The sequence below is a fragment of the Rhodococcus sp. NPDC056516 genome, assembly GCF_042794655.1.
GTDB lineage: Bacteria > Actinomycetota > Actinomycetes > Mycobacteriales > Mycobacteriaceae > Rhodococcus_F.
The window spans coordinates 57,529-70,956 of record NZ_JBHTTG010000008.1; the positions used below are offsets into that span (position 1 = coordinate 57,529).

A 13,428-nucleotide genomic window follows, 5' to 3' on the forward strand; every position below is an offset into this window, starting at 1 on the left:
CACGGTGGCGCAGGAACTCAAGCTCGGATACAAGGCTTCGGCTGAGCAATTCGGCCCTCGCGAACTGGTAGAGCTGGCAGTTCTGGCAGAGCAGCACGGCATGGATTCCGTTGCGGTGAGCGATCATTTCCAGCCGTGGCGCCACAACGGTGGACACGCGCCGTTCTCGCTCGCCTGGATGACGGCCGTCGGTGAGCGCACCGAGCGCGTGCAGATCGGCACGTCCGTGATGACGCCGACGTTCCGCTACAACCCGGCGGTCATCGCTCAGGCGTTCGCGACGATGGGATGTCTCTACCCGGGCCGCATCATGCTCGGCGTCGGCAGCGGCGAGGCACTCAACGAGATCGCGACCGGCTTCCAGGGTGAGTGGCCCGAGTTCAAGGAACGGTTCGCGCGCCTGCGTGAGTCCGTGCGGTTGATGCGTGAGCTGTGGCTCGGCGATCGCGTCGACTTCGAAGGTGAATACTTCACCACTCGCGGCGCCTCGATCTACGACGTTCCCGAGGGTGGGATTCCCGTCTACATCGCGGCCGGTGGACCGGTTGTCGCCCGGTACGCGGGACGGGCCGGCGACGGCTTCATCTGCACCTCGGGCAAGGGCATGGAGCTCTACACCGAGAAGCTGCTTCCGGCGGTCGCCGAGGGTGCAGCCAAGGCCGAGCGCGACGTCGCAGACATCGACAAGATGATCGAGATCAAGATCAGCTACGACACCGATCCGGAGGCTGCGCTCGAGAACACGCGCTTCTGGGCGCCGCTGTCCCTGACTCCGGAGCAGAAGCACAGCATCGAAGATCCGATCGAAATGGAAGCTGCTGCCGACGCTCTGCCCATCGAGCAGGTGGCCAAGCGCTGGATCGTCGCTTCCGATCCCGACGACGCTGTCGAGCAGGTCAAGGCCTACGTCGACGCCGGCCTGAACCACCTGGTGTTCCACGCACCGGGCCATGATCAGCGCCGGTTCCTCGAACTGTTCGAGCGCGACCTCGCGCCGCGCCTGCGCGCTCTGGGCTGATCCTCGAGATCAACTGAACGGTGTCTGCCACTCGACGTGTGGCAGGCACCGTTCGACTTTCTCGTAGCTGCCGGTTATCGGCACGAGCGTGAGCGTGGCCACGATCAGTGGCAAGGTGGGCGGCGGCCCACACTAGGCTGTTGGGCATGCCAGAAGCGCCCGCTGCCGTGTCGAGTGTCTACGTCGCCTCTCCTGAAGGTGACACCGGAAAATCCACCATCGCGCTCGGCGTGCTGCAGATGCTGTGCGCGACCGTTGCTCGGGTCGGTGTCTTCCGCCCGATTGCTCGCTCGACCGAGGAAACCGACTACATCCTCGAACTGCTGCTCGAGCACACCACTGCCGATCTCTCCTACGCCGACGCACTCGGCGTCACCTACGAGCAGGTTCACGCCGACCCTGAAGCCGCGCTGGCCGACATCGTCGCGAAGTACCACACCGTGGCAGAGCAGTGCGACGCCGTCGTCATCATCGGCAGTGACTACACCGACGTCGCCAGCCCCAGCGAACTGAGCTTCAACGCCCGCATCGCCGTGAACCTCGGCGCCCCGGTTCTATTGGCGGTACGCGGCGCCCGGCGCAGCGTCGAGGAGGTCGCTCAGCTCGCGCACCTGTGCGCCGCCGAGTTGGCCGCCAACCACGCTCATCTGCTCGCCGTCGTCGCCAACCGTTGCGATCCCGACAAGCTCGACCAGGTCACCGCAGCGCTGTCCGACATCGGTGTTCCGACGTGGAGCCTGCCGGAGATTCCGCTACTCGTCTCACCCACGATGGCCGAGTTGATGGAAGCCACCGGCGGCGAGTTGTATTCGGGTGACCCGGAACTGCTGCACCGTGAGGCACTGAAGGTGATGGTGGGCGGCATGACCGCCGAGCACATCCTCGAGCGTCTCGTCGAGGGCATGGTCGTGATCGCACCGGGTGACCGCTCGGACGTCCTGCTCGCGTTGCTCAATGCTCATGAGGCGGAGGGTTTTCCGTCGCTCGCGGGCATCATCATGAACGGCGGGATCACACCGCACCCGGCCATCGCGGCGTTGATGGCCGGCCTCAAACAGCGTCTTCCGATCTTGACGACAACCCTCGGAACTTTCGACACAGCAAGCGCTGCAGCCCAAACCCGCGGACGCGTGGCAGTCGGTTCGCAGCGCAAGGTCGACACTGCCCTGAGCTTGATGGAACAGCGCGTTGACGCCGACGTCCTGATGGACCGACTGGCGCTGCCGATCCCGTCGGTCGTGACCCCACAGATGTTCGAGTACAAGCTGATCGACCGCGCTCGACGCGACCGCAAGCACATCGTCCTCCCGGAGGGTGACGACGACCGGATCCTGCGCGCTGCCGGTCGACTGCTGCAACGCCAGGTTGCCGACCTGACGATCCTCGGCGACGAACCCAGTGTGCGTCGACGCGCAGCGGAACTCGGTGTGGACATCAGCGGCGCACAGGTACTCGCACCGGCGCAGTCCGAGTACACCGAGCGATTCGCACAGGAATACACCGCGCTGCGTGCACACAAGGGCATGACCATCGAGCGAGCCCGCGAGGTGATCGCCGACATCTCGTACTTCGGAACGATGATGGTGCACTTGGGTATTGCCGACGGCATGGTCTCCGGCGCCGCCCACACCACCGCACACACGATCCGACCCTCCTTCGAAATCATCAAGACTGCCCCCGGCGTCTCGACGGTCTCGAGCATCTTCCTGATGTGCCTGGCCGACCGCGTTCTCTCCTACGGCGACTGCGCCGTGGTTCCGGATCCGACGTCGGAGCAGTTGGCGGACATCGCGATCTCGTCGGCGCAGACGGCGTCGCAGTTCGGGATCGATCCTCGTATCGCGATGCTCTCGTACTCCACCGGCGATTCGGGCAGCGGAGCAGACGTCGACAAGGTTCGTAGCGCGACGGCGCTGGTGCGCGAGCGTCGCCCGGACCTGTTGGTGGAAGGTCCCATTCAGTACGACGCCGCTGTCGAGCAGAGTGTCGCCGACAAGAAGATGCCGGATTCGTTGGTGGCGGGCAAAGCCACGGTGTTCGTGTTCCCGGACCTGAACACCGGCAACAACACCTACAAGGCAGTGCAGCGCAGCGCCGGTGCTATCGCCGTCGGCCCGGTACTGCAGGGACTGAACAAGCCGGTCAACGACCTCTCGCGTGGAGCGTTGGTCCAGGACATCGTCAACACCGTGGCTATCACGGCAATTCAGGCACAGGGAGCGTAAGAGTGAGCGACGGCACCGTACTGGTCATCAATTCCGGCTCGTCATCCATCAAATTTCAACTCGTGCATCCGGATACCGCGGAATCGGTGGCGCATGGCCTGATCGAACGCATCGGTGAACCCGACGGACACATCGTCTACAACCACCGCACCGGAGTCGAAGATCGAAGCCTTCCCATCGCCGATCACCGCGCGGGCCTGAAGATGGTGCTCGACATCGTCGCCGAGGTCGGGCGGCCGCTCAGCGAGGCCGGAATCATCGCCGTCGGTCACCGCGTCGTGCACGGTGGTGACATCTTCTATTCGCCGACGCTCATCGACGACGGCGTCGTGAAAGCTATCGCGGATCTGTCGAACCTTGCGCCGCTGCACAATCCGGCCAACGTGATCGGTATCGAGGTGGCACGCGAAGAACTGCCCGACGTTCCGCACGTAGCCGTCTTCGACACCGCGTTCTTCCATACGCTGCCCGCGGCAGCATCGACCTACGCGATCGATCGGGACGTGGCCAAGGCCAACCAGATTCGCCGGTACGGCTTCCACGGGACCTCACACGAATACGTGTCGGGCCGCGTCGCGGACTTCCTCGGCAAGGATCCGGCCGAACTGAATCAGATAGTTCTGCACCTCGGAAACGGCGCTTCGGCCTCGGCGATCAAGGGCGGCAAGGCGATCGACACCACGATGGGCCTCACCCCGCTCGAGGGTCTTGTCATGGGCACTCGCAGCGGCGACATCGATCCAGGCATCATCTTGCACCTCAACCGCAACTCGGGAATGAAGGTCGACGAGATCGACGACCTCCTCAACCGTCGTTCCGGTTTGAAGGGACTCTCCGGAGTCAACGATTTCCGCGCTCTGCTCGCACTGATCGAGGGCGGCGACGAAGACGCAAAACTCGCGTACGACGTCTACGTGCACATGCTCCGTAAGTACATCGGTGCCTTCATCGTTCAACTCGGCGGCGTCGACGTCATCACTTTCACCGGCGGCGTCGGGGAGAACAACATCGACGTGCGACGCGACAGCCTGGCCGGCCTTTCCCGTCTCGGTATCGAGGTCGACACGGCTCTCAACGAGGCGAAGAGTCGCAACGAGCGTCGTATCTCCGCATCGTCCTCGGCCGTCGAGGTACTCGTGGTTCCCACGAACGAGGAATTGGCGATCGCCCGTGCGGCAAAGGCTTTGGTGGCCGCACTGTAATTCTTGGGCGTCCGTCAGAAATTGCTGCGTGGACGTACCGCATTCGCCCGGTCCACGAGGGCGTAGCGGTGCGTGCGGGAAGTCGTTGCGCGGGCAAGGGCGCGAAGGCAGGCCTCGGCTCCCGTACGCAGACCCTGCTCGGTGAAGGGTAGATCGAGGATGGGTTCGAGTTCGGTGTGCGAGCGGTTGCCGTAGCGAATCCAGTCGAGTGCCGTGCCCAACACCAGCGTTCGCATTTGCAGGCTTCGGCTCTCCTCGGCCGGTAGCGCCCGAACGCGACGGGCGGCTTCCCGCAGAGTCGATTCGTCGAGTTCGGCGATCGGAACGCCGGACAGCATCGTCAACGCGCTCGACATCCGTGCGACGTTGTAGTGCCGGGAGGATGTGGGCACTTCGTCGAGGGCGGCGATGGCGGCCTTCTTGTTGCCGTGATCGGCGAGTTGGCGAGCGAGCCCGAATGCTGCGCTCACGTAGTTCCGTTCGGTCCGCCAGACGGTGCGGTAGTACTTCTCGGAGAAGCGGCACCATTGGTCCGGGTCGTCGCTCTCCCAGTGCTGGAGAATCAGTTCAGCCGTCGCTGCCAACGCCAGCTTGGGGGCAGCCTCGCCGGGCAGTGCGGTGAGAACTGTCTCGAAGTGACTGAAAGCGGGCTCGAATCGGCCTGATTGCAACGCCGCAAGTCCTCGATACCACTCGATCTTCCAGTGGTCCCCGATGTTCTGCTGGAGTTCGCCCAGAACTGTCAGTGCGGTTTCCGGATCACCGAGATCGAGATGAGCCTTGGCCTCCGCCAGTCGAACCTCGCCCGAGACGGAGGCCGCGGGTGTGCCCGATGTTCGGTCGATTCCGTTCTCACGGGCGTGTTTCAACGCATCGAGAGTCTGCGACGGCTCACTGTGAACGGCTGCCGCCAACAACGGCGCACTGGGATCGGTGGGGTCCACCAGCGGAATAGGAAGTGCATGCGCGACTTCGCGCGGATCGAGAGCGGCGTCGTGGCTGACGCCGTCGACGTACACATCGGTTTGCCCGACCAACTCGTCAGTGCCGAAAGACGTTCGCTGCCTGCTGAACACGAGCGAGAGTCCGGGGTTCTCCTGCCCGGTCTGTTCCGCGAGGATTTCTCGCAGAACGCCGGTGAGCTGGCCCGCGATCTCCTCGGCGGACTGAAATCGCTTCTTCGGGTCCGGGTCGGTGGCGCGCAACAGTAGGCGATGGAAGAACTCGTGGTCTCGGAGCAGTGGTTCGTCCTCGGGTTCGGGGAGGCCGTCGAGATACCGTCCGTGCTTCGCGGGCATGTCGAGGGTGAGAACCGCGAGTGTTCTTCCGACGGTGAAGATGTCGGACGCGATGGTCGGACCGGTCTCGATGATCTCCGGTGCTTGATATCCGGCAGTGCCGTACAGGTATCCGTAGTCTTCGATTCCGGACACGGCGCCGAGGTCGATCAGCTTCAACTGATCCTCTGTGACCATCACGTTCTCGGGTTTGAGGTCGTTGTACGCCAGGCCGGTGGAATGCAGATAGCTCAGCGCCGGAAGGATTTCCAACACGTAGCCGATCGCCTGCTCGATCGGCATGTGCTTGCCGTCCGGGAATTCGGCCAGCACCTCGCGCAACGATCGCCCACCCACGTACTCCATGACGATGTACCCCATGGGTGTCCCGTCCGGGCGCGGATGCTCGACGAAATTGAAGATCTTGACGATGCTGGGGTTGGCGACCTCGGCGAGGAACTGACGCTCGGCCACCGCGACGGCTTGCGCTTCGGAATCACCGAAATGCAAGAGTCCCTTGAGAACAACCCACCTGTCGCTGACATTGCGATCGATCGCGAGGTAGATCCATCCCAGGCCGCCGTGCGCGATCGGTCCCTGGACCTCGTACTGACCCGACACCAGTTCGCCCTCTTCGAGCAGTGGGCGGAAGTCGAAGGTGGAACCACACTTCGGGCAGGTTCCGTGCTGAGTTGCCTTGGTGCTTGCACTCTTACGGCCGACCGGCTCGTTGCACTTCCAACAGAAGCGTTTGCGCTCGGGGACCGTCGGGTCACTCATCACCGCGGATGCCGGGTCGATCTGCGGGACGGGGGGAACCTCGACCAGGCCGCCGCCGAGGCGCAGCTTGCGCCCCGACCTGCTGCGGCGGGATCGAGTGGAGCGGCCGGTGGGGGAGGAGGACGCGGACGGCGTGGTTCCCCGTATCTGCGCCGACGTCGGTTCTAGGCGCTCGTAGGCGCCGGTGGCTTCAGGTTCGGGACGCTCGTAGGCGCCGGTGGCTTCGGGCTCGGGACGTAGGGCCGCCTGGGTGGCGTCGGGCTCGGGGCCGGTTTCTTCGGTCATGTCGGCCTCAATCCCGGTAGACGGCCGGCGGGGGACCGGGTGACGGACCGAGGACACTGAGCCAGCGGTCGTAGATGCGGTTCCAGGTCCCGTCGCCCCTGATCCGATCCAGTGTTCCGTTGACGAATCGGACCAGATCGGGGTTGTCCTTGTTGACGCCGATTCCGTAGGGTTCGACGCCCAGTGATCCGCCGACCATCATCAGGTAGGGATCTTGCGAGGCGAGCCCGGCGAGAATCGTGTCGTCGGTGCTGATCGCGTCCACCTGCCCCTGCTGCAGGACGACCAGGCAGTCGGACCACATCGGGACGGTCACGACGGTGGCTTCCGGTTGGAGTTGCTGGATGCGAGTGGCCGACGTCGTTCCCCGGGCAGCGCAGACCCGTTTGCCTGCGAGGTCGTCGATGCCGCGGACGGGAGACCCCTGCAAGACCTGAATTCGTTGTTCAGCGGAGAAGTACTGCGTCGAGAAGTCGACCTTCTCGCGCCGGTCACACGTGATGGTCATGGTTTTGACGACCACGTCGACCATCGATTCCTGCAGCGCAGCGATCCGGTCGTCCGACGTCAGGATCCGATACTCGATCTTCTCCGGGTCGCCGAGCAGATCACGGGCGATCTCGCGGGCGATGTCGACGTCGAAACCTTCGAGGCGTCCGGTGGCCGGATCGCGAAAGCTCATGAGATTGGAGCCGGTGTCCAGGCCCACGATCAGACGTCCGCGCGCTCGGATGGCGTCGAGGCTCGGGGTGGGTGGCCGCGGAGATGCGTCCGCGGGGGTCGGCCGCAGGCTTGCGGTGAGGTTGGTGCACGAGGTGGTGGTCGTCGGCGTCGGACTGGGAGCGATCGTGGCTTCGGCGGGTAGCGGCGGTTCCGTGTACGACGTCACGGCTGCGTTGTTCAGGTCTTCGACTCGTCCCGCACCGCACCCAGCGAGGAGCAGCACGGCCGCCGCGAGCATCGCGATGCACGCAACCGAGTGCTTCCGCTGTAACCCTGTTCTTCCAGTCACTGGTACTCCCGCAGTCGGGGCCAGAATCCGATGAAAATTCCGGCTACACCGAGAACTGCCAATACAGTCATGCCCGGTGCGGAGGCCGCCAACACACGTGAGGCGTACGAGACGTCCGATCGAAGATTTGTACGCGAATCCACGATTCCCTGCCAGAGTTCGTGGTCGAGCCTTCCGTACTCCGCGGCCGAATCCTGTTCTCCGGCGCCGATGGTGATGGCTGCGGCGGACGTGAAGTCGCCGTTTCCGAGACGGTCGTACATGCGCGTGTGCGCAGCCACCCACTGCTGGCGCGAGTCGAGTGCGGCGGTCAGCACTTCGCTGTTCACTCGGGCGCGATCATCGTCTTGCAGGCGCTCGAGAATGTCGCGCAAAGCGTCGACCTTGCGGGTGAACGTCACGTTGTCCTCGGCGGTTGAATCCCGCCTCGCCAAGGTGAGAGTTTCGACGGTGCGTGCTTGCTGCGCCATGATTCGTGCTTCGGTCAGTTCGTGCAGTGGCTCGGCGCCCGCGTCGAGAGCGCGCCCGGTTGCCAGCGCGGAGACCAGTCCGACTGTGAGCAGCCACAGCAGCGCTGCCGCGACCGCGAGCGAGGCGAGGATCAACCCGAGATTGAAGCGTCGGCGACTCTTGCGGGAGAAGTACACCTGCACCGCGACCAACGCACACAGGACAAGGACGAACGCCACGATCGGCCACCACGGTGGAGTCTCGAAATCGCGCTGTACCTGGGAAACCAAAGTCTCCTGCGACGCGTGCAGTTGCTGAGCCATCGGCAACAACGAGGTTTGCATCAACTGCGAGGCCTCGCTCAAATACGCTGCCCCGACGGGGTTTCCGACACGATTGTTTGCCCGTGCGGTTTCGACCAGCCCGGTGTAGACGGACAGGTCGGTCGAGATGGTGGTCAACGCGCTGTGGCCGGCAAGATCCGTCGAGTCGAGGCCGGCCGATGCCTGCACGATCTCCGCCGACGCTTCACCGATCGACTGCGTGTATCGGTCACGTACGTCGGCGGGTTCGAGGCCGCCGGAGATGAAGGCAGTGGCCGCGGCGGCGTCTGCCAACGACAGCGCGCTGTAGAGATTCTGGGCAGAGTTGGCGAGAGGTTCGGTTTCGACGAGGAGGAGGTCGAGATTTGCCTGACGGTTCTCGATCGCTGCAGTGGCGAGAAGTCCGGCGATCAGGGTGATCGCGATCAGGATCAGTCCGACGACGGTCAGCCGACCAGGTGTGGACGACATGAATGCCTGGAGTTCGCGCCGCAGAAGTGCCCGCTCGTCCTCCGCCGACACTGTCGTGGCCTCGGAGGGCGGCAGCGACCGGGGTTCGATGGACGGGACGACACGGTCGACCATCGAGCACCTCACTTCGCTGCTGTACGCGGGCTACCGAGAAATGATGTCGCCGAGAAATGATTCAGGGCATCTTCGCGAGCATATAAGCATCACCTACACCTGGAGCAGATTGAAACGGTTAGTGTGGGACAACGGCGAGAGCAGGCGGAGCGAGGTAGTCGATGCGTGGTGACGGTGACGGTTGGTCCATCGGGTCGGACGGTACGCGGCATTGGGGTAAACACGGTGCCGCCGGGCTGCTCTTGCGCGCCCCCGATTCGGACGGATCGCCCATGGTCCTGCTGCAGCATCGTGCGGCGTGGAGCCATCAGGGCGGAACGTGGGCACTGCCCGGCGGAGCGCGGGACTCACACGAGAGCACGACGCACGCCGCGGTCCGGGAGGCTCACGAAGAAGCAGGTATCGCCGAGGACGCCGTCCGCGTTCGCGGAGAGGTAGTCACCATGCGCGCCGAGAGCGGGTGGACTTACACCACCGTCGTAGCTGACGCGGCGCATCCACTCTCGACGGTTGCCAACGGTGAGAGCACCGAGTTGCGGTGGGTCCGTGAAGCCGACGTCGACTCGCTGCCACTGCATCCGGGATTCGGTTCCTCGTGGCCCGAACTCCGGACTGCGCCGGTTGTGTCGGTGGACGCCGATCCGCACACCGTCGTGCTCGAGGACGGCGGATTCGGATGGTTGTCGGGTAGTTCCCCCGAAGACAGCGCCCACGAAGACAGCGACCAGAACCTGTCCGAGGCGAGCAGGACGGCGAGCAGTACCCAGTCGTAACAACTCGAGTATTGACAGTTCGTACACAGCAGAAGGGCCGGACTCCTCGGGAGTCCGGCCCTTCTGTGTTTCGGTCGTCGACCGAAACGAGGCTCAGCTGAGCGAGTTCAGCGCCGTGATGAAGCTGACCGCGGTGATACCGAGCTTGAGCAGCTCGCTGATCTTGCCGAGATTCAGGTCTTCGAGCGATTCGGTGCTGAGCGAGCCGGTGTCGAGGGATCCCATTTAGTGCTCCTAGGTTTCAGTTAGTAACTGGGAGTAAACTACAACAAACCGAATGGGATGCGACACGCAATCGAACTAACTGTGATGAAGATCACTTAATCCGACTTTTCGGACATCCAATCGCACCTAGGAACTGGGGATTTGTTGTCTAATTGGACAACTTCCATTCACGTTTCGCGTCAGGCGTGCTGACCCGTAACTGTGTGGGAACGGCCCGGCTAACAGTCGACGGTCGCCAGTTACCGGTTTTCAGCGCCCGGCGACGGCCGCGGCAAGGCGTTGCGCGGCGGCCTGGGGATCCGATGCTTGCGTGATTGCACGCACGACGACGATGCGAGTGGCACCGGCATCGAGAAGCTCTGGCAGGCGTTCCTCGTCGATGCCGCCGATCGCGAACCAGGGTCGCGGCGGTGCGGCGTCGGCAGTCGATCGAACAAGTTCCAGGCCGGAAGCACTTCGATTCGGTTTGGTCGGTGTAGCCCAGACCGGCCCGGTGCAGAAGTAGTCGACGCCCTCTTCGATGGCGGCAAGACTCGCCTGCGCGCGGCTGCTCGTCGAACGGCCGATGACGACGTCTTCGCCGACGACAGTTCGCGCGTAGGGGACGGGGATGTCGTTCTGGCCGAGGTGGAGGATGTCGGCACCGGAAGCCATTGCGAGATCCGCGCGGTCGTTGACGGCCAACAATGCGCCGTGACGCCGCGCTGCAGTTGCGAGAATGCCCAGCGCTACCAGTTCGTCTTTGGCCTCGAGCGGGCCGAACTCGCGCTCACCGGCAGAGCCCTTGTCGCGCAATTGGATGATGTCGACTCCGCCGGACAATGCTGCCTCGGCGAACTGCGCGAGGTCGCCTTTCTCGCGGCGCGCGTCGGTGCACAGGTACAGCCGTGCTGCTGCCAGGCGCTCGCGCCGGTCGATGACGTTACTGGGATGTGTGGGGTGCACGGAGCAAACGGTAGCCTCTAGGGAGCAAGGTTCGACACGGGAGTCCTGAAACGTCGTCGTCACTTTTTGTCGTGACTGCGAGGTTCGTAGGGCTGAGAGGGGATCGCGACCAGATCCCGACCGTCAGACCTGACCCGGATCATGCCGGCGCAGGAAGTGGAGGTGGAGTTTCGTGAATACACACGCTCGTACGGTGTCGGTGGTCGGCGGCGGTGTCATCGGTCTCGCCATAGCGTGGCGCGCAGCCCGCGACGGTTGGACTGTTCGGTTGTACGACCCGTCCATCGGATCAGGGGCTTCGTGGGTGGCGGGCGGAATGCTTGCCCCAATGTCCGAAGGCTGGCCGGGCGAGGAAACAGCGTTGACCGTCGGCGCGGCCTCCCTGGAGCGGTGGCCGACGTTCGGTGAAGAGCTCGGAAAATTCGGTCCCTCGGTCTTCACTGCGGACAGCTCGCTGACGGTCGCTCTCGATGCTGCCGACGCGCAGGACCTGCAGACCATCGCCGAATGGGTGAGCTCGCAGGGCCATGAACTCGAAATCCTCGGTCGCGCCCGCATCCGTGAACTCGAACCGATGCTCGGCCGCGGCATCCGGTCGGGACTCATGGCTGTCGGTGAGTCCGCCGTCGACAACAGACTTCTGCTGGAGGCCTTGCAGAAGGCTTGTGCGGAATCCGGCGTCGAATTGATCGCGCGTGCCGTCGACGACCTTGCCGAACTCGATACCGATCAGATAGTGCTCACCGCCGGTATCGCGTCACCCAAGCTGTGGCCCGGACTGCCGGTGCGGCCGGTCAAGGGTGAGATCCTTCGCCTGCGCGGCAGGCCGGGAGTCACCCCGGCGCCCAGTCGCACAATCCGCGGAAGCGTCCACGGGCGACCCGCGTATCTCGTCCCGCGCGGCGACGGAATCGTTGTCGGCGCAACACAATACGAGTCCGGTGAAGACACACAGGTCACCATGGCGGGAGTGCGGGACCTGATCAACGACGCCGAGGCGCTGATGCCCGCGATCGGCGAATACGAACTCTATGAATGCGCGGCAGGTCTGCGTCCGATGACGCCGGACAACCTGCCGTTGATCGGGCGCGTGTCCGATCGTGTTGTCGTCTCCACCGGGCACGGCCGCAACGGCGTTCTACTGACGCCCGTCACCGCCGATGCAACGCTCGCGTTGTTGAACGGCACATCTTTGGTCGAGGTAAAAGGAACCGAACCCGAGCGGTTCGCAGTAGTTAAGGAAAATTCATGAGTGAGCAGATCCCGATCGGGATCACCGTCAACGGCGAAGATCTCGAGTTCGATCGAGCAGTCACGGTGACCGAACTACTGACGCACCTCGAGTTGCCCAGCAAGGGCATCGCCGTCGCCGTCGACGGTGCACTGTTTCCGCGCGGGCGTTGGGACGAATCCGTCGGACGTGGTTGGGAAATCGAGATCCTCACGGCGGTGCAGGGTGGCTGAGCAGGATCTTCTCACCATTGCGGGCCGTAGTTTCGGTTCCCGGCTCATCACCGGCACAGGTGGCGCCGCCAACCTCGCGGTGCTCGAAGAAGCTCTGGTGGCCTCGGGCACCGAACTGACCACCGTCGCGATGCGGCGAGTCGACGCGGCCGGCGGCACCGGGGTACTGGACCTGCTCCGCCGCCTCGGAATCGAACCGCTCCCGAACACCGCCGGTTGTCGCGGCGCCGCCGAAGCAGTGCTGACGGCGCAGCTGGCACGGGAAGCGCTCGAGACGAACTGGGTGAAACTCGAAGTCATCGCCGACGAGCGGACCCTGCTGCCCGATGCGATCGAACTGGTCTCCGCCGCAGAACAATTGGTGGACGACGGCTTCACCGTCCTGCCGTACACCACGGACGATCCGGTTCTGGCGCTTCGCCTCGAAGAGGTCGGCTGCGCGGCAGTCATGCCGCTCGGTTCACCCATCGGCACCGGGCTTGGTATCGCGAATCCGCACAACATCGAGATGATCGTCGAGCGCGCCGGCGTGCCCGTCATCCTCGACGCCGGAATCGGAACGGCCAGCGACGCCACCCTTGCCATGGAGTTGGGCTGCGACGCAGTCCTACTTGCGACAGCAGTGACGCGCGCCAAGAATCCCGCACTGATGGCGTCGGCGATGCGGCACGCAGTTGTAGCCGGTTTCGAGGCGCGTCACGCCGGCCGGATTCCCAAGCGGTTCTGGGCCCAAGCATCGTCCTGACGGACCATTTCCGGGTGTTTTCTCAGGGTTATGCCCGGATTGTCTGGCTTGGTGTCCTACCTGAGTACCACTCGGAACTAGACCTGTGGCCGATGTGCTGGTCATTGCCGGTAGGGCAA

12 protein-coding genes and 1 riboswitch are annotated in these 13,428 nt (G+C 64.1%); of the genes, 7 read left to right on the plus strand and 5 right to left on the minus strand.

Going from position 1 to position 13,428, the window contains the following annotated elements; genetic code table 11:
* The first annotated feature begins 4 nt into the window (after positions 1-4).
* The 3 genes from fgd to ACFQ6Y_RS23645 all read left to right on the plus strand — a co-directional run bounded on the left by fgd (position 5) and on the right by ACFQ6Y_RS23645 (position 4,445).
* Positions 5-1,018 carry a glucose-6-phosphate dehydrogenase (coenzyme-F420) gene (gene fgd, locus ACFQ6Y_RS23635; protein ID WP_003944371.1) on the plus strand — a complete coding sequence of 338 codons (1,014 nt, stop codon included), beginning with the start codon at positions 5-7 and terminating at the stop codon, positions 1,016-1,018.
* A gap of 146 nt (positions 1,019-1,164) precedes the next feature.
* Positions 1,165-3,243: a phosphate acetyltransferase gene (gene pta, locus ACFQ6Y_RS23640; RefSeq protein ID WP_378637829.1), complete on the plus strand. Its 2,079-nt coding sequence runs from the start codon at positions 1,165-1,167 to the stop codon at positions 3,241-3,243.
* Between the two features lie 2 nt (positions 3,244-3,245).
* The gene (locus ACFQ6Y_RS23645; protein WP_378637834.1) at positions 3,246-4,445 is read left to right on the plus strand and encodes an acetate kinase; all 1,200 of its coding nucleotides are present in this window, start codon (positions 3,246-3,248) and stop codon (positions 4,443-4,445) included.
* 14 nt (positions 4,446-4,459) lie between these two features.
* Here the strand turns inward: ACFQ6Y_RS23645 and ACFQ6Y_RS23650 are convergent, their stop codons facing one another.
* From ACFQ6Y_RS23650 to ACFQ6Y_RS23660, 3 genes are read right to left on the minus strand one after another with little or no spacing between them, the layout of a single operon-like run.
* The gene (locus ACFQ6Y_RS23650) at positions 4,460-6,787 is read right to left on the minus strand and encodes a tetratricopeptide repeat protein (RefSeq protein ID WP_378637837.1); all 2,328 of its coding nucleotides are present in this window, start codon (positions 6,785-6,787) and stop codon (positions 4,460-4,462) included.
* Positions 6,788-6,794: 7 nt separating this feature from the next.
* Entirely contained in the window at positions 6,795-7,748 is a 954-nt protein-coding gene (locus ACFQ6Y_RS23655) for a glutamate ABC transporter substrate-binding protein (protein WP_378638584.1), read from the minus strand.
* A 47-nt stretch (positions 7,749-7,795) separates the two neighbouring features.
* Positions 7,796-9,157 (minus strand): hypothetical protein, encoded by a 1,362-nt coding sequence (locus ACFQ6Y_RS23660; RefSeq protein WP_378637842.1) that lies wholly within the window; start codon positions 9,155-9,157, stop codon positions 7,796-7,798.
* 161 nt (positions 9,158-9,318) lie between these two features.
* Here ACFQ6Y_RS23660 and ACFQ6Y_RS23665 point away from each other — a divergent pair, with 161 nt between their 5' ends.
* Positions 9,319-9,930 carry an NUDIX domain-containing protein gene (locus ACFQ6Y_RS23665; protein WP_378537315.1) on the plus strand — a complete coding sequence of 204 codons (612 nt, stop codon included), beginning with the start codon at positions 9,319-9,321 and terminating at the stop codon, positions 9,928-9,930.
* A gap of 93 nt (positions 9,931-10,023) precedes the next feature.
* On the opposite strand, the gene ACFQ6Y_RS23670 is transcribed toward ACFQ6Y_RS23665, so the two are convergent.
* Complete coding sequence (locus tag ACFQ6Y_RS23670; RefSeq protein WP_003944354.1) at positions 10,024-10,155, minus strand: hypothetical protein; 132 nt, start codon at positions 10,153-10,155, stop codon at positions 10,024-10,026.
* Positions 10,156-10,404: 249 nt separating this feature from the next.
* Positions 10,405-11,100 carry a thiamine phosphate synthase gene (gene thiE, locus ACFQ6Y_RS23675; RefSeq protein ID WP_230816258.1) on the minus strand — a complete coding sequence of 232 codons (696 nt, stop codon included), beginning with the start codon at positions 11,098-11,100 and terminating at the stop codon, positions 10,405-10,407.
* Positions 11,101-11,126: 26 nt separating this feature from the next.
* A riboswitch (TPP riboswitch) is annotated at positions 11,127-11,273 on the plus strand.
* Here thiE and thiO point away from each other — a divergent pair.
* From thiO to ACFQ6Y_RS23690, 3 genes are all read left to right on the plus strand, one after another.
* The gene (thiO, locus tag ACFQ6Y_RS23680; protein ID WP_378637850.1) at positions 11,273-12,352 is read left to right on the plus strand and encodes a glycine oxidase ThiO; all 1,080 of its coding nucleotides are present in this window, start codon (positions 11,273-11,275) and stop codon (positions 12,350-12,352) included. Its footprint overlaps the riboswitch before it by 1 nt.
* Complete coding sequence (gene thiS / locus ACFQ6Y_RS23685) at positions 12,349-12,564, plus strand: sulfur carrier protein ThiS (RefSeq protein WP_378447028.1); 216 nt, start codon at positions 12,349-12,351, stop codon at positions 12,562-12,564. Before thiO ends, thiS begins: the two co-directional genes overlap by 4 nt.
* Positions 12,557-13,309: a thiazole synthase gene (locus ACFQ6Y_RS23690; protein WP_007726857.1), complete on the plus strand. Its 753-nt coding sequence runs from the start codon at positions 12,557-12,559 to the stop codon at positions 13,307-13,309. Before thiS ends, ACFQ6Y_RS23690 begins: the two co-directional genes overlap by 8 nt.
* Positions 13,310-13,428 lie beyond the last annotated feature (119 nt).

Excerpts from the sequence above, each read along its gene's own strand:
- thiS (WP_378447028.1), top strand. The coding sequence starts at position 12,349 with ATGAGTGAGCAGATCCCGATCGGGATCACCGTCAACGGCGAAGATCTC.
- ACFQ6Y_RS23670 (WP_003944354.1), bottom strand. The coding sequence starts at position 10,155 with ATGGGATCCCTCGACACCGGCTCGCTCAGCACCGAATCGCTCGAAGAC.
- ACFQ6Y_RS23660 (WP_378637842.1), bottom strand. The coding sequence starts at position 9,157 with ATGGTCGACCGTGTCGTCCCGTCCATCGAACCCCGGTCGCTGCCGCCC.
- ACFQ6Y_RS23665 (WP_378537315.1), top strand. The coding sequence starts at position 9,319 with ATGCGTGGTGACGGTGACGGTTGGTCCATCGGGTCGGACGGTACGCGG.
- ACFQ6Y_RS23655 (WP_378638584.1), bottom strand. The coding sequence starts at position 7,748 with ATGCTCGCGGCGGCCGTGCTGCTCCTCGCTGGGTGCGGTGCGGGACGA.
- pta (WP_378637829.1), top strand. The coding sequence starts at position 1,165 with ATGCCAGAAGCGCCCGCTGCCGTGTCGAGTGTCTACGTCGCCTCTCCT.
- ACFQ6Y_RS23650 (WP_378637837.1), bottom strand. The coding sequence starts at position 6,787 with ATGACCGAAGAAACCGGCCCCGAGCCCGACGCCACCCAGGCGGCCCTA.